Genomic DNA, 18,121 nt, shown 5'->3' with positions numbered 1-18,121 from the left:
CCCATGAAAATTGCAATTACCAGCCAGAATCGTCGTACGGTCACCGCCCATGCGGGCCGCTGCCGGCGCTTCTGGGTTTACGATGTCGAAGACGGCGAAATCCGCGAGCGCGAACTGCTGGAGCTGGCAAAGACGGACACGCTGCACGAGGTGTCGCCGGCTATCCCCGCTGCACTGCGGGGGGTCGACATCCTCGTCTCCACGGGCATGTGCGACAACCTGGTCGCCCGGCTTGGACGCAATGGTATCCAGGCCCGGCAGACGGCCTGTGACGAGCCCGACGCCGCCCTGCGGGAGCTTCTCGCCTAGCGGCCTGCGGCGGCGCCCGGGAAGGGAACTCATCGCGATGACGGCAGGCAACAACACCACATGCCCGCGCTGCGGCGGGCGCTTTCAGTGCATGGCCGGTACCGGTTTGCCGTGCCCTTGCGCCGAGGTGCCCCTGAACTCAGCCCAGCGCGCCGCTATCGCTGCTCGCTGGGAAGGCTGCCTCTGCCAGCGCTGCCTGCGTGCGCTGAGCGATGAAACGAAACACCTCGCGGAGAAAGCACCCTGAGCGCAGCGCGCACCGCTGCCGGGTTTCCGGGCACGGTATACTGACCGGCTTTTCGCGGCGCGTTTCCTGCCATGAACGATAATCCGGATGTCATCGTTGTCGGCGGCGGCGCCAGCGGCCTCATGTGTGCCATCAGCGCGGGCTATCGGGGCCGCTCGGTGCGGGTGCTGGAGATGGGGCCCAAGGTGGGCCTCAAGATCCTGGTCTCTGGCGGCGGGCGCTGCAACTTCACCAACCGGCGGGCGGACCCGCGCGAGCATTTCCTCTCCGAAAACCCCCACTTCTGCATTTCCGCCCTCAGGCGCTATACCCCCGAGGATTTCATCGCCATGGTGGATGCGGCGGGTATTGCCTACCACGAGAAAAAGCTCGGGCAGCTGTTCTGCAATGACAGCGCCCGCGACATCGTCGCCATGCTGCTGCAGCACTGCGAATGGGCGGGGGTGGAGATCTGCCTCCGGCAGCGGGTGACCGGCCTCAGCGCCGCGGGGGAGGGCGGCTACCTCGTGGAGACGGAAACGGGCCGCCACCGGGCGCCCCGGGTGGTGCTCGCCTCCGGCGGGCTGTCGATGCCCAAGATCGCCAGTGACCTCGCCTTCCGCGTCGCCGACCGCCAGGGGCTCGCGCGGGTGCCGACCCGGGCGGCCCTGGTGCCGTTGACCTGGCGGGCCGACGACAAGGCCCGTTACGCGACGCTTTCCGGCATCTCGCTGGATGCGGTGGTCACGGTGGGCGGGGTGAGCTTCCGGGAGAACATCCTGTTTACGCACCGCGGCCTCAGCGGCCCGGCGATCCTGCAGGCATCCTCCTACTGGCGGGAGGGTGAGCCGGTCCTGATCAACCTGCTGCCGGCGCGTGACGCGGCGGCCTGGCTGCGGTCGGCGCAGCAGGAAACGCCCCGGCAGTACCTGTCCACGGTACTCCGGACCGCGCTGCCGCGCCGGCTGGTGGAGGTGCTCTGTGAGACCGTATTCCCCGATGACCGGCTCGGCAGTGTGCCCGCTGCCGTGCTGCAAGCGGTGGGCGAGCGGCTCAATGCCTGGCCATTCCAGCCCAATGGCACGGAGGGTTATCGCACGGCAGAGGTGACCCTTGGCGGCATCGCGACCAGCGAGGTCTCGTCAAAGACCTTTGAGCTGAGAAAGCTGCCCGGCGTGCACGTGATCGGTGAGGCGCTGGACGTTACCGGCTGGCTGGGCGGCTACAACTTCCAGTGGGCCTGGGCCTCCGGCTGGTGCTGCGGGCAGTACCTGTAACGTCTCACAGTTCCGGGGCGTGCCGTCTTCCGGGCACGGAAGCGCGCTGATGGTGAAGAAGCGCGTGCGAAAAATGGACGGTTGCAAACGGGAAGCGTAAGCATAACAATCGCCGCCTTGGCCAGCGGGCCCGTGCGGCCGCCGGCATTCTTGATGACAAGCGGCTCGAGTTTCTCAACCTGATGGATAGGCTTCGCCAAGTTTTCCACGCCTTCGGAACACTGCCGGCCGCCGTGCTGGTCGTGTTCCTGGCGGCGCAGGTGGATGCGGCGGGGCACCAGCACGCTGTCGATGACGCCCTCGGCGACTGCGCCCAGTGTCAGCACTACAGCAGTCCCGCTGTCGTCACCAGCGCCGGCGAAGTCGCGCTTCCGGCGGCTCGCCGCAGCGCCCCGGACCAGCCGCTGGTACACACTCCCGGCGTTACCCACTACCGCCTGCAGGCGCGAGGACCCCCGGCGCTCTCCTGATAGATCACAACCCCTATCCCCTAGCAGGAGAACGTCATGAAACGCACTATCCTTGCGGTCTGCGTAGGCGCCGCCAGCCATGCCATGGCCGAGATACCGGAATCGCGCATGGAGCACGTCATCGTGACTGTGCCCATCCACAAGAAAGCCGCTGAAACCGCATTGCCGATAACCGTGCTCACCGCGGAGGAGCTCCAGCGCCTCGCAACCAGCACCCTCGGCGAAACGCTCGGCGACCGGCCCGGCATTTCCAATTCCTCCTTCGGCCCGGGTGTCGGCCGCCCCGTGATTCGCGGGCAGGCAGGGCCGAGAACCGTGAACCTGTCCAACGGCATCGCCGCCGCAGACGTCTCCAGCCTCAGCCCCGACCACGCGGTCAGCATCGAGCCGATGCTGGCGGAATCGGTTGAAGTGCTGCGTGGCCCGGGGACGCTGCTCTATGGCGGCGGCGCGATCGGTGGCGTGATCAACACTCGGGATAACCGCATTCCGGCGCAGCGCATCGACGGATTCGAGGGCGCCGTTGAATACCGCTACGACGAGGCGGCCGACATGGACACCGGTGTCGTCAAGCTGGAGGGCGGTGGCGGCAACTTCGCGTTCCACGTCAGCGGCACCTTCCGCGAATTCGAAGACCTGGAGATTCCGGGCCTCGCCATCGACGAGGCGGCGGTGGAGCGCCAGGAAGAGCTGCTCGGGCTCGGGCACGACGAGGACCACGATCACGAGCATGAAGAGCACGAGGATCACGACGAGCACGGTCACGACGAGCACGACGAGCACGAGCACGAGGAGGAACTCGAGAACTCCGATGGTTTCATCGCCAACACCGATGGCGATGCGGACGTCTACACCATCGGCGGCAGCTACCACTTCGGTGAGCGTAACTTCGTCGGCTTTTCCTATAACAGCTTCGAGACCAACTACGGTATCCCGCCGGGCGCGCACGACCACGGCCATGGGCACGGCGACGAACACGAGGACGAAGACCACGACCACGAAGACCACGAGGAACACGAAGAGCACGAGGGAGAAGACCACGACCACGAAGAGCACGAAGAGCACGCGCACGGGGAAGAAGAGAACATCCGCATCGACCTCAAGCAGGAGCGCTACGACACGCAACTGCACCTGCATGACGTCGTGCCCGGGCTGATCGACGTGGCGCGCGGCTTCCTTACCTACACTGATTACGAGCACGTGGAGCTCGAGGGTGTCGAAGTGGGAACACGGTTCGACCGGCAAACCTACGAGGGCCGTCTGGAACTGGTGCGTGAGGGCAACAACCACGGCGTTCTCGGCCTGCAGTGGCGTGCCGATGAATTCGAAGCGGTAGGCGAAGAGGCCTACGTGCCCGAGACGGATTCCACCGAGTGGGGCGTCTTCTACGTCCAGGACTTCCACAGCAACGACTGGCTGTTCGAAGTCGGCGGTCGCGCCGACTACGTCGAACGCGATCCGGCCGCGGGTTCCTCGGAGGATTTCACCAGCTTCAGCGTCTCGGGGTCGGCGCTGTACACGATCAGCTCCAACTGGAGCGTGGGGCTCTCCCTGTCGCGTTCCGAGCGCGCGCCCTCCACCGAGGAGCTGTTCTCCAACCTGAACAACTCGGGTGAGGAGCTGGTGACCCACGCGGCCACGGGGATCATCGAGATCGGCGACCCGGACATGGATGAGGAAGTGTCCCTGAACGCCGATCTCTCGCTCAACTGGCAGGGCGAGCGCTCCTATGCCGAGGTGACGCTGTTCTACAACACCTTCAGCGACTACATCTTTCTGTTGAATACCGGGACCGAGGTCGATGAGACGCCCGTCTACGTCTATGAACAGGATGATGCCGACTTCTACGGTGTGGAGTTCGAGTCGAACATTGACCTGGCCAGCCTGGCGGGCGGCAATGTGTCGCTGGGTGTTTTTGGCGACATGGTCACCGGCGAGTTCGACTCGGCCGGCGACGTGCCCCGCCTGCCCCCGATGCGCATCGGCAGCGAGCTGGCCTGGCGCAGCGACCGGCTGGGTGCCTATGTCAGGGTGCTGAACGCCGATGACCAGGAGGATCCGGGCGACTTCGAAACGGAGACCGACGGCTACACCCGCTGGGACGCCGGCATCGATTACAACGTCGAGTTTGCCGGTGACACCCGGCTGCTGGCCTTCGTCAAGTGGAAGAACATCGCCGACGAGGAGATCCGCCTGAGCACCTCCTTCCTGCGCAACTATGCGCCGCAGCCGGGGGAGAGCATCGAGGCGGGTATTCGCCTGATGTTCTGATCCTAAGCCGGCCCCAGGCCGCAGCGTGCGGCGTGGGGCTTTTTTTCATTCAGCTCCAGCGTGGCTGACTGTTAGAGGCAGACCTTCTTTAGCCCGCCTGTGCGTTACGCACAGCCTTCAACAGGTAGTCGCGGCCGTAGGGCAGACCATCGTGGCGTTCGATGAGCGCTTCGCCCCGGCGACGCATCTGAGCGATATGGTCCGTCATCGCCGCAGCGAGTGCCCGATCGCGGAACTGTTGAACGCGTGCTTCGCAGATCTCCAGCTGGCTATCCAGGAAGCGTCTTCTATAGCGAATCGGATAGAATTGCCGGTGTATCACCGCAAGCCCCGCCCGGCGCAGCGTTGCAGCGACCCAGTCGGCCGGGAACTCCCGGTACGGGCGGTCTCGTGCGAGCAGCTGGCAGGCATCGCGCAGGCGTCCCAGGTCGCCAACGAACTGGCCGACTTCTTCATCTGAGACGACCGGTACGTAAGGTTCCAGGCCAGTGACGTAGAGCGTCCCGGTCGTGACCGTCGCCAGGCGGCGGATCAGCGCTTCCTGGTAATGGGGCGCAAAGGCATTGATGGCGCCGATGAGGACGACCGCATAACTCGCCGAGGATGCCACACCAGTCTTCACGATGTGCTATAAAGTAACATGATGACCTCAGCGTAAGGAGCGTTTCAATGCGATGCACAATTCCCGTCATTCTCGCCTCTGCAGTGGCGATGAGTTCTGTTAGCGCTTCCGCGGAAGATGCAACGATGCACAGGGAAACCCTCTTCTCCAACCCCTACGTGGAAGCGTACCGCATCACCCTGGCGCCGGGGGAGGCTCAGCCCCTGCATGCCGGCACGCAGAGGATCGTCTACTCGCTGTCGGACTATACGATCCGCTGGACCGAGGACGGCGAAACAACGTCGAAGCGCTGGCGCGAGGGGGAGGTCCACTACCACGAGGCCCTCGAGCATGCCGCAGAAAACACCGGCAATACGATTGCCGATTTCCTCGTGGTCGCCCGCACGGATACACCGCTGCCGGCGGTGGAGAGCGATGGTGATGCTTCGGCAGTGGCCGGTGGCTACGCCACGTTGATCGCGGAGCCGGCGGATGCGCGGGTCCTGCGCGTCGCCCTGCCCGCAGGCGCCCGCCAGCCTCTGCACGCTGGAGCGCCGCGGCTGGTCTATTCGCTGAACGATTACAGCGTGTCGTTCATCACCGCCGATGGGGAAGTCGCGGAAGCGGAACTCGAGAGCGGCGAGATGCACTGGCACGATGCGGGCCCGCATGCGGTGGAGAACACCGGGGACGACACGGCGCGCTTCGTGATCTTCGCCTTCCACTGAGCGCCGGGCGTCGCCGGGGAGCCGGCGGGCACGTTGCCCGCCGAGCAGTCCTTCACTCTGTCGTCCAGGGTGGGAAGGGATCGGGGAACCGTTGCCACCCCACGTGACCCAGCGCCAGCTCTTCGTCGTCTAGCAGGCAGCGATCGAGCCCCGACCGGATTTCCGCTTCGTCCAGCCCCTGCCCGATAAATACCAGTTCCTGGCGCATGTCGCCGAAGGGCTCTTCCCACTGCGCCATGATGCTATCGCGCCAGTCTTCGTCTTCCGGCCACTGCTCCGGCGGCACGGCCTTCCAGAACAGCCCGGCGACGCCGTGGCGCGCAATACCGCCAGCCTGGCTCCACTGGCCCGCCCAGCGCGGGCGCGTTGCCAGCCAGAAGAAGCCCTTTGACCGTAGCAGGCGGCCACTGCGGTCCGGCGAGCTGAGGAAATCGTGAAAGCGCTGGGGGTGGAAGGGCCGCCGCGCCCGGTAAACGAAGCTGCCGATGCCGTACTCTTCGCTTTCCGGCACGTGCTCGCCGCGCAGCTCCTTCAGCCAGCCCGGTGCGCGCTGGGCGCGCTCGAAGCTGAAACGGCCCGTGGCGAGCACCTGCGCCAGGGGTACCGCGCCCTCCCGGGTCGGGATGATCTCCGCTTCCGGGTTGAGTGAGTGCAGCACGGCGGTCAGGGTACCGAGCCGTTCCTCATCGATGAGGTCTGTCTTGCTGACGAGGATGACGTCACAGAACTCGACCTGTTCGACCAGCAGGTCGCTGACGCAGCGCTCGTCGTCTTCGCCCAGCGATTCGCCTGTCTCCGCCAGGTCCTGCGCGCGCTCGTAGTCTTCCAGGAAGTTGACCCCGTCGACCACGGTCACCATCGTATCCAGCCGGGCAAGGTCGGACAGGGACTTCCCGGTCTCGTCGGCAAAGGTGAACGTCTCGGCAACCGGCAGGGGCTCGGAAATGCCCGTGGATTCCACCACGAGGTAGTCGAAGCGGCCCTCCCGGGCCAGCTTGCCGACCTCTTCGAGCAGATCTTCGCGCAGTGTGCAGCAGATACACCCGTTGCTCATCTCGACCAGCTTTTCCTCGCTGCGATTGAGCGCCACCTCGTTGCCGACCAGCGCGGCATCGATGTTCACCTCGCTCATGTCGTTGACGATAACGGCAACCCGGAGCTGGTCGCGGTTGCTGAGGATGTGATTGAGCACGGTGGTCTTGCCGGCTCCAAGAAAGCCGGAAAGGACCGTGACCGGAAGGCGTGCCGCGGCGGATTCTTCTCTCATGCTGTCGCTCCGATGCTCATCCAAGCGGGATCTCGACGGTGAGCCGAAGATCGCGGCCGGGGTTCAGCGCATAGCCTTTGTAGGTGTTGAGAAAGTCCCGGTAGCTCTCGTCGAAGGCGTTGCGCAGCTCGAGATTCACGCGGATATCCCGTTCGCCCGGGCCTGGCACGAAGGCGCCGGCGGCAAAGTTGACGAGCCAGTAGCTCTCGGTCGAGGCGCTGCCGAACACCGGGTTGCGGTCGAACTGCTGAAACGGTTCGCCGGGCGCCGCGTCTTTGGCATCGGCGTAGCGCACGCTGGCGCGCGCGTAGGGGCGATCAAGGCCCAGGAAGGCGGCAGGTTGCCAGGTCAATTCCGTCAGCACCTCGTTGGCCGGGGTCAGGGGAAGGTCCTCGCCGGTGTCATCGTTCTCGGTGTCGATGAAGTCGAGCACCACGCGCAGGGACCAGTCCGTGGCGAGGTCGATGGAGACTTCGGCCTCGACGCCCTGCAGCGTCGCGTCGGTCTGTTCGTGCACGAAGATCGGCAGGCCGTTGGCAGCCTGATTCCCTGTGTCAGTGAGGAAGATGTAGTCGTCGATGCGGTTCTGGTAGGCCGTCAGGTCGCCGCTGATCCTGTCGAAGCGCCAGCGCAGCGAGAGGTCCAGGTTCAGCGATTCCTCCGGGTCTAGGTCGGGGTTGCCGAGCTGGACTGCAGCGACCCCGCCGTGCACGCCCTGGGCAAACTGCTCGAAGAGCGTGGGCGCGCGGAAGCCCCGGGCCGCATTTGCGGCGAGGGTGAAATGGTCACCGAGGGGGTAGGAGCCGCCAAGGGCGCCGGTGACCACGTCGTAACTGTTGCCGACGGTGCCTGTGAAGCTCGGCGTTGCGGTCGTCTTGCCCGCGTCGCCCTCGGTCTCGATGTGATCGTAGCGCAGGCCGGCCTGCAGCAGCAGCAGCCGGAACTGGCGCTCTTCGTAGGCGAACACGCCGAAGGAGCTGACTTCCCCGCCCGGTGACAGAACGGTGCGGCCGCGGGATTCCTGGTCCCGCTGGCGGAACTCGAAGCCGATGGTGCCGCGGTCGAAGAGGCCCTCGCCCTCGTGCAAGGCCTCGAAACGGGCCACGTACTGGTCAAACTCGATCTCGATATCCCCGTCGAAGAGACCGCTGCGCGGATTGCCCGGTTCGTTCGCCCGGCGCAGGTTGTTCTGCCAGGCCAGGGTTGGACGGAGGGTCCATTGCGTGTCGCCCGCGTCAAGCAAGTAGTCGGTGCGCAGCTGGAGCTCGGTGTTCTCCAGGTCGATACCGATGCCGGCCCCCGCCGGTGGCGCCGGCAGGAGGTAGTTCTGCTCGGTCTTCCAGGTGGACAGCCGCAGGGAGCTCGTCGCCCGATCGCCCCGCCAGCCCAGGGCGACCTGGCCGTTCTGCTGCTCGAAGTCCGTGAAGGGCAAGGTGCCCGTGAAGGCCGGGTCGTTGCCGTTGCCGCTCTCGAAAGCGCTGGCGCTGTCCGGGGCTTCGATGTCGTCCCCCTCGCGCCAGGCATAGCCCGCGCTGACCGTGAAGCGGTCCCCGCTGCTGCTGCCCCGCACTGCCAGATCGCGTTGATCATTATTGCTGGCATAGTCTCCGCGAAGGTCGAGCGTATTGTGACGGCTGCCGTCATCGGTGTAGTCGAGGGGCAGGCCGTGCACGTCGATCACGCCGCCGATGGCATCGGAGCCGTAGAGCAGGCTGGCGGCACCGCGGGCGACCTCGATACGGTCACTGAGGAAGGGGTCGATGTTCGGCTGGTGGCGGATGCCGAACTGCTGGTGGTCGACGCCCACGCCATTGGAGAGGATTCGAATCCGGTTGCCGGTCAGGCCGCGAATCACGGGGATGCCCGCATTATTACCGGTATCGAGTACGCGAACACCGGCGAGGTGCTCGAGCGTCTGTCCGAGGCTTGTCGCCTGGCGGAGCTCCTTCTCGAGGCCCTCGAGCACGTCGATCCGTGCCGCCTGCACCATTTTATCGCCGGGCGCGGGTGCGCCGGCGCTCACGTACACGTGCTCGATAATCATCCGCTGTCCGTCCTCAGCGCCAGGTGTTGTGTCCTGTGCCCAGGTACCCAGGGAGGCGACCGTCGTCGCGACTAGTGTTAGTGCTCGCATCGGCATGTTTATAGCTCCGCTTGTCATTGCTGGTTTCATTGTGTTCTTAATTAAAATGTTACAGCATAACAAAGTAGGGTCAACTCGAGGCCGCCGTCGGGCGCGCAGCTGCCCATCAGCCGGACGCCAGGCAGGACACAAGCCGCTCCTCCCAGTCGAGTTCAACCCGCTCGGCAATGACTTCAATCCGACTTTCCACACAATCATCGAGCGGATGCTCCAGGAGGCTGTCCGCCGTGCGGTTGTAGCCGAAGATCCCTGCATCGGTAATAAACACGGCCTTTACCCGTTCAGCCTTCAGGCTTTGCAGGAATCGCAGCAGTCGCCGGTGATTGAAGACCCGCTGGGGGCTGAAGCGCCAGCCGATGCTCTCAAAGCCCTCGGCGCCATTGACTGCGGTCACATAGCCGCAGCCGGGGATGGGCAGCTCTGATGCCAGTATCGGATTGTCCTTCGGCGTGTGCTGTGCACGCGGCTCGAAGCTTTCCCCGGCTGCGCCCGCAAGGTCCTCGAGTGCCACCTGGCCCTCCCGCGTGATGCGTGTCGAGACGTTGGCTTCCCCGCACTGTTTCAGGTAATCCGACAGCGCCTCGTAGTCTGCCGCCGCATAGAGGTCCTGCTTGTTGGCGACGATGACGTCCGCGATGGCCAGTTGCTGGCGGAAGGTGGGGTGCGAAGCGTAGCGCTCCATGGAAAGGTGTCGTGCATCAAGCACGGTCAGCGTCTTTTGCAGCAGGAGGACGCCCCGGTAGTGCGCCGAAGACAGCGACTGCAGCACCTCGGCGGGGTGACCGAGCCCCGTGGGTTCGATCAGGAGGCGGTGGGGTCTCGCGCGACGGAGCAGCCGGTTGAGGGCGATCTGCATGGGCAGACCGGCGGCGCAGCACATACAGCCGCCCGGGACCTCGGCCACGAAGACACCGTCGGCCTCGCTCGTCTCCCCACGGAACAGACTTCCATCGATGCCAATCTCGCCGAACTCGTTAACCAGGACCGCCCAGCGTTCGCCGGCGGGCCTTTGGCTGAGCAGGTTGAGAATGGTGGAAGTCTTGCCGGCGCCGAGGAAGCCGGTGATGACATTCGTTGGGACCGCGGTGATCGGCGATCGGTCAAGCTCCGTTGTCACGCTCAAATTCTGCCCTCGTCCGGGCGCGCCAGGCGAGCGTGGTGCCAGGGGCCGGTGATGGCGATCGTGTGGGTCGGCGCGTAAACATTGACGAACAGCCAGCGGCCGTCGGGGGAAAAACAGGCGCCTGCTAGCTCGGTCTGCAGGTTGAGCCGGGCCAGGGCATAGGCGCGGCCGTCCCGGGTGATGCCCCGCAGGTGATTGTCGACTACCTCCGTGTACTGGTCCTCGCAGACGATGAGCTGACCGTCCGGTGCTACGGTGAGGTTGTCGCCGTAGTTGAACTGCTCTTCGGACTCGCTCTCGAAGAAGAGTTCGACCCTGTCGGGATCGTTGCCGCGCCCGGGAGCAAGGCGGAACACCTGGCCAAGGCCTGCTACGCCGCCGCTGGTACTGCAGACGAACACCTCCTCCCGCCCCATGTGGATGCCTTCGCCGCGGGCGAGGAGGGCAGCGCCCGCGGCGGCAGCCCGGTGCCGAAGGTCGTCGGCAGGCGCATCGGTGCCGTCGAGATCGATCCACCGTACCTGGTAGCTTTCGCCGACGGGCATGTCCCTGGAGGACCAGTTGCGCGTGTCCGCGAGACCCTCGATAGCCATCGCCTGCAGCCGTCCGCCCGCGGAGAGATGGCCCGGCTCTGACGGCAGGAAACGGTAGAGCACGCCGTCGTCGCGATCTTCGGTCAGGTAGACAGCACCCGTGGCAGGGTCGACGCAGGCCGCTTCGTGGTTGAAGCGCCCCATGGACCTGAGCGGCTCCGCGGGAACCGGCCCGGTCGCGCCCGCCGGCACCTCGAAGACCCAGCCGTGGTTGCGCGCGAGGCCCTCACCGTAGCGCAGTCCCGGCCCAGTGGGGGCCTCCTCGCAGCTCAGCCATGAGCCCCACGGGGTGGCGCCCCCGGCGCAGTTGCGTATCGTGCCGGCGAGGGAACGGAACTGCCGTCTGACCGCCAGGGTCCGCGAATCCAGGACCACGTGGGTAGTTCCCCCGGGGAGCACCTTCCCGTCCCGGTGGTCGAAGCCCTCCACAAGGACGCCGCCGCCGTCATCCTCGGGAACAAGTTCGTGGTTGCGAACGAGCACGAGTTCGTCGGGCGTCAGCGTAAAGCAACCCATGCCGTCCGCCTTGTCCGGCACCGTACCGCCGTCGCTCATGGCGTCGCCGAGACGGGACAGCACACGGTAGTGAAACCCGCGGGGCAGCGAGAGGAGGCCGTGGGGGTCCTCAACCAGCGGTCCATAGCCGCCAGCGCCGGGCCTCCCAGTTGCGCCCCGCGCCCTGGCCCCGCTCGCGGCGAGCGCCGCAAAGGCTGTGGCCGTGGCGCGAAGAAAGTCTCGTCGGTCCATGCGTATTGCCTTCGTCGGGATGATCGCAAGCAGCTTTCCTTGCAAGGCTATATGCTACAACATAACATACTGCGAAGCGATCACCACGGTGGAGGTGCCAGTGTTTCAAAGTCAGCGCTCGAGTGACGTCCCGGTGAGTTCGAGGGGCAACCGTGCCCCGCGTTCGGAGGTGCCGTCATGAGCCGCCCCGAGGCCGCCGTTCTCCAGGAGCGCCTGCCGGCGAGGGTCGTTGCCGGTGCGACCGCGGAGACGCTCGCCGCCATCTATGATGAGGATGTGAACGCCGCGGTATGGGAACGTCCTCCCGTCCAGCTCACTTCGAGCGGCGAGACGAAGCGGCGTCTCGATGCCATCGATAGCGAGGCCAGTGTGCGGACGACAGCGCTGGAGGAGTGGCTGCTGAGTGAAATCCCCGACGATCTGCCGTCGCTGCGCGATGACATCGCCGAGCTCGCGGCGATGTATGCCTGCCTGTTCGAGGTCGACCTCCTCGGTATCCGCCTGCGGGCCCTCGACCGTGCCATGTGTCCGCGTTTTCACGTCGACCGGGTGGTCTGCCGGCTGCTCACCACCTACGCGGGGCCGGGCACCGAGTACCTCGCCAATGAGGATGTCGATCGCAGCCAGCTCGGGCGGCCGGTAACGGACCTGCGCCAGCTGCCCGTGCGTGGCGGGGAGGCGACGGTGCACCAGCTGCCGGCAGGCGGGGTGCTCCTGTGCAAGGGCGAAAGCTGGCCGGGAAATGAGGGCCGGGGTTTCGTGCACCGTTCGCCGGACCCGGGCGCCGGCCCACGGTTGATGCTCTGCATCGATGGGCTCAGCCGTGAGCGGTGAGCTGCCCGTCGCGCCGTCCCGCCGGGACTGGCTCGGGATCGGTTGCTCCGGTCTCTGTATCATCCACTGCGCGGCGCCGTTGCTGCTGGCATTCTTCGGCAGCTCGCTGGCGGGGCTCGCGCTGTTCGGTGAGGAGTGGTTGCACTACCTGCTGTTGCTGCTGGTACCCGCCATTGCACTCTGGAGCCTGCTGCCTTCGCGGCGGGTGCATGGCAGAATCGAGCCCCTGGTGCTGGCGGGTGTCGGCTTGCCGCTGCTCGTCTCCGCCGTGGTTCTCGGGCACGAGCTGGAGGCGCCGCTCTCCATCGCGGGCGGGCTGTTCATGCTCGTCGCGCATGCGCTCAACCGTCATTGGCTGCGCTCGGCTCCCGCCGCCACGCGCACTGCGCAGGAGGTTTGAGATGTCCGTTTTACGTCCCTTGCGGCTGCTCCCGCTTGCCGCCACTGCTCGATCGGCGCAGGTGCTCCTCGCTGCCGCGATAGCGGGGGCTACGCCGGCCCTGGCCGCGGAGGCCCATGTCCACGGCAAGGCCGTGCTGGAGGTCAGCCTGGCCGGCCCCAGCCTGTCGGTGGTGCTCCGTGGGCCCGCCCAGGTCTTTTTCGGTTTCGAGCACCCGCCGACCTCCGAAGAGGAGGCGCAGGTCGTGCAGGCGGCCCTGGATGCCCTGCGGACGCCGGAGGCGTCGGTGCTGCAGCTGTCCCCGACCTGCGAGCTCGAGAGCGTGGCTGTCGATGCCCCCTTCTCCGCCGAGCTGCCCCGGGACGCGATGGCTGTGGAAGACAGCCACGGCGAAGCCCACGAGGAGCACGAACACGAGGAACATCACGAACACGAGGAACACCATGCCGGTGCACACCACGATGACGACGAAGAAGCCGGGGCGCCGGAGCACGGCGGCCATTCGGACCTGGAGGTAGCTTACGGGTTCGCCTGTACGGAGGGTGGCCCTGAGAGCCTGACGCTGACTGCCTTCAGCGCTTTCCCGGCACTGGAACGGGTGGAAGCCGCCTGGATCAGTGACAGCGCTGCCGGCAGTGCAGCATTGAGCCGCGAGGCGACACGACTCTCGCTGGAGTTACCCTGAACAAGCTTTACGACCCTGCTCAGCAGGTGTCTTAAAATCAGTAGCTTTCGTCGAAGAGGGTGACCCGGTCGACCTCGATGCGGTAGGCGGCGGTGCCGAGGTCCGTCGCCTCGATGCCGACCGAGAGCGTGCCTTCCAGCCAGTAGGGGTCGTAGATATCGTCGAGAGACAGGCCGCCCCCGAAGCGGCTGTGAATGATCTGGTTGGGTGGCGGCGGCGGCGAGTGCAGGCAGGCACCGAAATAGGGGACCAGGAAGAACTCGGTGATCATCCGCGTCTCGTCGAAAGCCAGGGGCACGATGAAGCCCGGAATGCGCACCTGCTGTCCGTCGAATTCCGGCTTGACCGCGGTCGATTCCAGCGCCGCCCGGTAGCGCTGCGCCTTTTCGCTGTCGCCCAGGCCCGGTACGGCGCCACCCTCCGCGGGCAGCTGGTCCTGCGCCGAGCCGTCTGCAATCGCGGCCAGCGCATCGGGCGGATTCATCAGGGCGTCCAGGTCTGCCTCGGGTATGAGGTCGATCCACTCGATGGTGCGGTACTCGTCCGCGGCCTGCGCCGGTGTTGTGCCTGTACACCAGGCCAGCAGCCAGAGCAGGGCAGTGAGCGCCGGCCAGGGGGCGAGAGTGCCGCTGCGGCGCAGCGGCACTGCGAAGGAAGCGCTGCGGATCATCGGGCGGCGATGTCCCCCGGCGACCGGGCGGTGACGTAGACGCGGCGGACCAGGCTCACGGCTTCGCCATCGACGGTGCCGTGCAGCGTCAGGGTCAGCCAGTGGTAGCCCGCTTCGGCGACGAAGGGCATGGAGAGCGTTCCCTCGATCGGCGGCAACGGCGGCTCGCGGGACCCTTCGAAGTGGACGCGCTCCGGGACGTCGAGGGTGAGCGCGGGGTCACGGAACGCCTCCGGGGTCGCGAAAGACACCTTCAGCTCGGCGCTGGCCCCGGGAACAACGGCGACAAAGCCTTCCACGTCGAGGCGGGTGCCCGGGGGGAGCGCCGGCCCGCGCTGGGCGACCTGAGCGGAAGCAAACGGGCTGAAGCCGAAACCGTGCATGCCGCAGGCGGCTGCCGGGCCCGTGAGCACGAGCAGGACAGGCAGCAACCACCAGGGTTGCGCGCGCTCGCGGCCGGTACTGCGGGCCGATTTAGGCTTCGTGGCCATGGCTTTCTATCTCTGGTCTCGATTGTTATCTTACAGCGTAGCAAACGTCGTCTATCCATACCAATCGAGTCGGCCGGCCTTGCCGCCGCCACTTTACCCCCACGCAGGTGCGCCATGCAGGGCTCTGCCATTGACATCGCCGACCTCCGCTTCGCTTATCGCGGAGGGCCGACGGTTCTCGCCATTGATCAGTGGTGTGTCCCGGAGGGCTCCTCGACCTTCCTGCGCGGCCCGTCGGGCAGTGGCAAGTCGACGCTCCTGCACCTCGTCTGCGGGCTGCTTGTTCCGAGCGCAGGGCGCCTGTCGGTCTGCGGCCAGGATCTCGCTTCGCTGCGGGGCCACGGCCGCGATCGCTTCCGCGCCAGGCACATCGGCGTCGTGTTCCAGCAGTTCAACCTGCTGCCGTACCTGCCGGTGGCCGACAACCTGGCACTCGCGGTGCGCTTCGGTCGCACCGGCGACCCGCTGGACCCCGCAGAGCTCCTCGCCCAGCTGCGGCTGCCGCAAGGGCTGCTGGCCAGGCAGGCGGGGGCCCTGAGCGTCGGCCAGCAGCAGCGGGTGGCCATCGCGCGGGCCCTTATCAACCGGCCTGCCCTGCTCATCGCCGACGAACCCACGTCGGCGCTGGATGCCGATGCGCGCGATGCCTTTGTCGACCTGTTGTTGGCGCTGGCAGGGCAGGGTCGGACGACGGTGCTGTTCGTCAGTCACGATGCCTCGCTCGCGCCGCACTTCGAGCATACGGCAGATCTTACCGAGCTGAATGCGGCGGAGCCTGCGGTCGCACCCGATGCTGCTTAAGCTGGCTCGAACGAGCCTCTGGAGTCGGCGTGGCACCGCGGCGCTGTGCGTGCTTTCTATCTCGATCAGCGTGTTCGTCCTGCTCGGGGTCGAGTTCATCCGCCAGGAGGCACGGGAGTCCTTTGGCCGCACGCTGTCGGGGGCCGACCTCATCGTCGGTGCCCGCGGCGGTCAGCTCAACCTTCTGCTCTACAGCGTCTTTCGCATCGGTGAGCCGACCAACAACATACGCTGGGACAGTTACCAGGCGATTGCCGCCGATCCAGCAGTCGCCTGGACAGTGCCGTTGTCCCTGGGCGACAGCCACCGGGGCTTTCGCGTGCTTGGCACGAACGCGGCCTACTTCGACCACTACCGCTACGGCAGCGACCGCGCGCTGGCCCTCGCGGCCGGGGAAGCCGAGCTCGGCACCCTGGGTACGGTGCTCGGCGCCAACGTGGCTGACAAGCTCGGCTACGGCGTCGGGCGGGCCATCGTGCTCGCCCACGGCACCGGGGGCGTGGGCTTCGTCAAGCACGACGATCATCCCTTCACCGTCACCGGCATCCTCGAGCGGACGGGCACGCCGGTGGACGATACGGTGCATGTGTCGCTCGAAGCCATCGACCTGATCCACGAGGGCTTCAACGCAACGTCGCTGCAGGCCGCGGCCTCCGAGCGCACGATTACGGCGTTGCTCGTGGGCCTGAAGTCGCGCATGCTGGCCTTTCGCCTGCAGCGCCAGATCAACGACTACGGCGCAGAGCCGCTGCAGGCCATTCTTCCCGGGGTAGCCCTGTCGCAGCTGTGGCGGGTGCTCGGTTCCGTGGAGAACGTGTTGCGCGTGATCTCCGGCCTCGTGCTGCTGTCCGCGCTGCTGGGCATGAGCACGATGCTGCTGGCGTCGCTGCGCGAGCGGCGGGGTGAGCTCGCTGTGCTGCGCACGATCGGGGCGACACCGTCCTTCATCTTCCTGCTGCTGGAAGCCGAGGCGCTGCTGCTCTGCGTGCTGGGACTTGCCGGGGGTATGGCCCTGGTGAGTGCCGCCAGCCTCGTGAGCCGCGACTGGCTGAGGGAAAGCTACGGCCTGCTACTGCCGATCTACATGCCGGGCGGAACCGCAATGACCCTGGCGGGCGTGGTGCTGGCGCTGGCACTGCTGTGTGCGCTTGCGCCGGCCCTTGGTGCCTACCGCTCGGCGCTGGGGGCAACGCTGGCGCGGCGGTAGGGCTGGCGCTGCTTCGCCTTCAGCTCGCCCCGCCCTGGCAGGTGTCGCAAAGGCCGTGCAGCTCGAGCTGATCGCGGAAAAGGTGGAAGCCCGAGGAGCGCGCCTTGCGGTCGAGCTGACGCAGCTCTTTCTCCGCGAAGTCCATTTCCCGGACGAGGCCGCAGCCGTCACAGATCAGGAACTGGGCCCGGGCATGCGGGTGGTCACAGGCAATATGGCTGCAAGGCATGTACTGGTTGGTTGAGCGCAGCTTGTGGACAACGCCCGCTTCCATGAAAACGTCCAGCATGCGGTAGACCGTCATGACCGGCAGTTCCTCTCCGTTCTCGTCGCGGTAAGCCTGCGCCAGTTCGTAGGCCGATAGAGGTCCTGTCGCCTGTACCAGCGACACGAGCAGGCGCCTGCGCTTGCTTGTAAGGCGGATGTCCGAATCACGGCAGAGGCGCTCTGCGCCCGCCAGGGCCGCTTCCAGTTGCCGTCGCGATGCCTTGCGCTTTGCTTGTGACGTGGCCATGACGTGATGCTATCACAACCCGCCGCCTCCTTTGATGGCCGCGGCCAGCCAGCGGGGTGTCTGGCTGAGCGGGCCGGGAGGCCTATGCCAACGCATGAGTCGCGGCGGGCGTTTTGCCAGGAACGCACGCTGTAACCGCCGCTGTTGCCCTAAATCGTCAGCTCTCCCTGATCGATCGGCAGTTCCGTCGTGATCTTCACCCTTGAAAGCGCCGCATTCGAGTGAATTTCCTGCACTGTGGGCATCTGCGACAGCTTCTTGCGGAACAGCGTCTCGTAACTGTCGATATCGCGGGTGACGATCTTCAGCAGGAAGTCGTAATCGCCCATGATCGTGTGGCACTCGAGCACCTCCGGCAGGTCGCGGATCTGCTCCTCGAACTCGGGCAGGGAGCGCTTGCCGTGGGCGGAGAGCTTCACCCTGGCAAAGACCGTGACCGAGAGGCCGAGCTTGCGCTGGTCGAGGAGGGCGACGCGGCGCTCGATGATGCCGTTCTCCTCCAGGCGGCGGATGCGGCGCCAGCAAGGCGGCTGGGTGAGGCCCACCCGCTCGGCGATCTCGGCGGCGCTGAGGCCCGCATCGCGCTGGAGGAGGGCGAGGATGCGGCGGTCGAGCTTGTCGAGTTTCACGGGGTCTGACTGCATGAAAATTACTCTTATGGTCTCGAAGATGCAGCAATCATACTCATAACGTGACCCGCAGGGCAGCAAACAAATTACGCCGACGCGATTCCCGGGCTAAGCTGTGCCTTATTGCGATGGGAG

General features: G+C 66.1%; 20 protein-coding genes. 11 read left to right on the top strand and 9 right to left on the bottom strand.

Annotation, left to right across the window (positions count from 1 at the left end):
- Positions 1-3: 3 nt before the first annotated feature.
- From ACX93N_RS01625 to ACX93N_RS01605, 5 genes are all read left to right on the top strand, one after another.
- On the top strand, positions 4-309 hold the full coding sequence (locus tag ACX93N_RS01625; protein ID WP_459426641.1) for a NifB/NifX family molybdenum-iron cluster-binding protein: 306 nt from the start codon (positions 4-6) through the stop codon (positions 307-309).
- Positions 242-556 carry a cysteine-rich CWC family protein gene (locus ACX93N_RS01620; protein WP_459426640.1) on the top strand — a complete coding sequence of 105 codons (315 nt, stop codon included), beginning with the start codon at positions 242-244 and terminating at the stop codon, positions 554-556. Before ACX93N_RS01625 ends, ACX93N_RS01620 begins: the two co-directional genes overlap by 68 nt.
- Positions 557-627: 71 nt before the next feature.
- The gene (locus ACX93N_RS01615) at positions 628-1,812 is read left to right on the top strand and encodes a BaiN/RdsA family NAD(P)/FAD-dependent oxidoreductase (protein WP_459426639.1); all 1,185 of its coding nucleotides are present in this window, start codon (positions 628-630) and stop codon (positions 1,810-1,812) included.
- 182 nt (positions 1,813-1,994) lie between these two features.
- Positions 1,995-2,282: a hypothetical protein gene (locus ACX93N_RS01610; RefSeq protein ID WP_459426638.1), complete on the top strand. Its 288-nt coding sequence runs from the start codon at positions 1,995-1,997 to the stop codon at positions 2,280-2,282.
- Between the two features lie 36 nt (positions 2,283-2,318).
- Positions 2,319-4,553, top strand: coding sequence for a TonB-dependent receptor (locus ACX93N_RS01605; protein ID WP_459426637.1), 2,235 nt, complete (start codon positions 2,319-2,321; stop codon positions 4,551-4,553).
- A gap of 88 nt (positions 4,554-4,641) precedes the next feature.
- Here the strand turns inward: ACX93N_RS01605 and ACX93N_RS01600 are convergent, their stop codons facing one another.
- Entirely contained in the window at positions 4,642-5,163 is a 522-nt protein-coding gene (locus ACX93N_RS01600) for a hypothetical protein (RefSeq protein ID WP_459426636.1), read from the bottom strand.
- 137 nt (positions 5,164-5,300) lie between these two features.
- Here ACX93N_RS01600 and ACX93N_RS01595 point away from each other — a divergent pair, with 137 nt between their 5' ends.
- Positions 5,301-5,882 carry a cupin domain-containing protein gene (locus ACX93N_RS01595; RefSeq protein ID WP_459426635.1) on the top strand — a complete coding sequence of 194 codons (582 nt, stop codon included), beginning with the start codon at positions 5,301-5,303 and terminating at the stop codon, positions 5,880-5,882.
- Between the two features lie 52 nt (positions 5,883-5,934).
- On the opposite strand, the gene zigA is transcribed toward ACX93N_RS01595, so the two are convergent.
- The 4 genes from zigA to ACX93N_RS01575 all read right to left on the bottom strand — a co-directional run bounded on the left by zigA (position 5,935) and on the right by ACX93N_RS01575 (position 11,755).
- Positions 5,935-7,149 (bottom strand): zinc metallochaperone GTPase ZigA, encoded by a 1,215-nt coding sequence (zigA, locus tag ACX93N_RS01590; RefSeq protein WP_459426634.1) that lies wholly within the window; start codon positions 7,147-7,149, stop codon positions 5,935-5,937.
- A gap of 16 nt (positions 7,150-7,165) precedes the next feature.
- Positions 7,166-9,193, bottom strand: a complete 2,028-nt coding sequence (locus ACX93N_RS01585; RefSeq protein ID WP_459426633.1) for a TonB-dependent receptor — start codon at positions 9,191-9,193, stop codon at positions 7,166-7,168.
- A 205-nt stretch (positions 9,194-9,398) separates the two neighbouring features.
- Positions 9,399-10,409, bottom strand: coding sequence for a CobW family GTP-binding protein (locus tag ACX93N_RS01580; RefSeq protein WP_459426794.1), 1,011 nt, complete (start codon positions 10,407-10,409; stop codon positions 9,399-9,401).
- A 2-nt stretch (positions 10,410-10,411) separates the two neighbouring features.
- Positions 10,412-11,755 carry an alkaline phosphatase PhoX gene (locus tag ACX93N_RS01575; protein ID WP_459426632.1) on the bottom strand — a complete coding sequence of 448 codons (1,344 nt, stop codon included), beginning with the start codon at positions 11,753-11,755 and terminating at the stop codon, positions 10,412-10,414.
- A gap of 177 nt (positions 11,756-11,932) precedes the next feature.
- Here ACX93N_RS01575 and ACX93N_RS01570 point away from each other — a divergent pair, with 177 nt between their 5' ends.
- From ACX93N_RS01570 to ACX93N_RS01560, 3 genes are read left to right on the top strand one after another with little or no spacing between them, the layout of a single operon-like run.
- Positions 11,933-12,589 carry a DUF1826 domain-containing protein gene (locus tag ACX93N_RS01570; RefSeq protein ID WP_459426631.1) on the top strand — a complete coding sequence of 219 codons (657 nt, stop codon included), beginning with the start codon at positions 11,933-11,935 and terminating at the stop codon, positions 12,587-12,589.
- Positions 12,579-12,989 (top strand): MerC domain-containing protein, encoded by a 411-nt coding sequence (locus ACX93N_RS01565; RefSeq protein ID WP_459426630.1) that lies wholly within the window; start codon positions 12,579-12,581, stop codon positions 12,987-12,989. Before ACX93N_RS01570 ends, ACX93N_RS01565 begins: the two co-directional genes overlap by 11 nt.
- A 1-nt stretch (position 12,990) precedes the next feature.
- Complete coding sequence (locus tag ACX93N_RS01560) at positions 12,991-13,674, top strand: ZrgA family zinc uptake protein (protein ID WP_459426629.1); 684 nt, start codon at positions 12,991-12,993, stop codon at positions 13,672-13,674.
- 37 nt (positions 13,675-13,711) lie between these two features.
- Here the strand turns inward: ACX93N_RS01560 and ACX93N_RS01555 are convergent, their stop codons facing one another.
- Together ACX93N_RS01555 and ACX93N_RS01550 are read right to left on the bottom strand one after the other, a co-directional pair.
- The gene (locus ACX93N_RS01555) at positions 13,712-14,344 is read right to left on the bottom strand and encodes a DUF3299 domain-containing protein (RefSeq protein WP_459426628.1); all 633 of its coding nucleotides are present in this window, start codon (positions 14,342-14,344) and stop codon (positions 13,712-13,714) included.
- Positions 14,341-14,835 (bottom strand): hypothetical protein, encoded by a 495-nt coding sequence (locus ACX93N_RS01550; protein WP_459426627.1) that lies wholly within the window; start codon positions 14,833-14,835, stop codon positions 14,341-14,343. Before ACX93N_RS01550 ends, ACX93N_RS01555 begins: the two co-directional genes overlap by 4 nt.
- A gap of 114 nt (positions 14,836-14,949) precedes the next feature.
- Here ACX93N_RS01550 and ACX93N_RS01545 point away from each other — a divergent pair, with 114 nt between their 5' ends.
- Together ACX93N_RS01545 and ACX93N_RS01540 are read left to right on the top strand one after the other, a co-directional pair.
- A complete protein-coding gene (locus tag ACX93N_RS01545) occupies positions 14,950-15,636 on the top strand; it encodes an ABC transporter ATP-binding protein (protein WP_459426626.1) in 687 nt (228 codons plus the stop codon).
- A gap of 49 nt (positions 15,637-15,685) precedes the next feature.
- Entirely contained in the window at positions 15,686-16,843 is a 1,158-nt protein-coding gene (locus ACX93N_RS01540) for an ABC transporter permease (RefSeq protein WP_459426625.1), read from the top strand.
- A 19-nt stretch (positions 16,844-16,862) separates the two neighbouring features.
- On the opposite strand, the gene ACX93N_RS01535 is transcribed toward ACX93N_RS01540, so the two are convergent.
- Positions 16,863-17,357 (bottom strand): transcriptional repressor, encoded by a 495-nt coding sequence (locus tag ACX93N_RS01535; RefSeq protein WP_459426624.1) that lies wholly within the window; start codon positions 17,355-17,357, stop codon positions 16,863-16,865.
- Between the two features lie 149 nt (positions 17,358-17,506).
- Positions 17,507-18,001, bottom strand: coding sequence for an Lrp/AsnC family transcriptional regulator (locus tag ACX93N_RS01530; RefSeq protein ID WP_459426623.1), 495 nt, complete (start codon positions 17,999-18,001; stop codon positions 17,507-17,509).
- Positions 18,002-18,121: the final 120 nt, after the last annotated feature.

The organism is Pseudohaliea sp. (genome assembly GCF_054552115.1).
The sequence above is the reverse complement of the archived record's forward strand: the minus strand, read 5'-3'. Positions and strand labels throughout refer to the sequence as shown.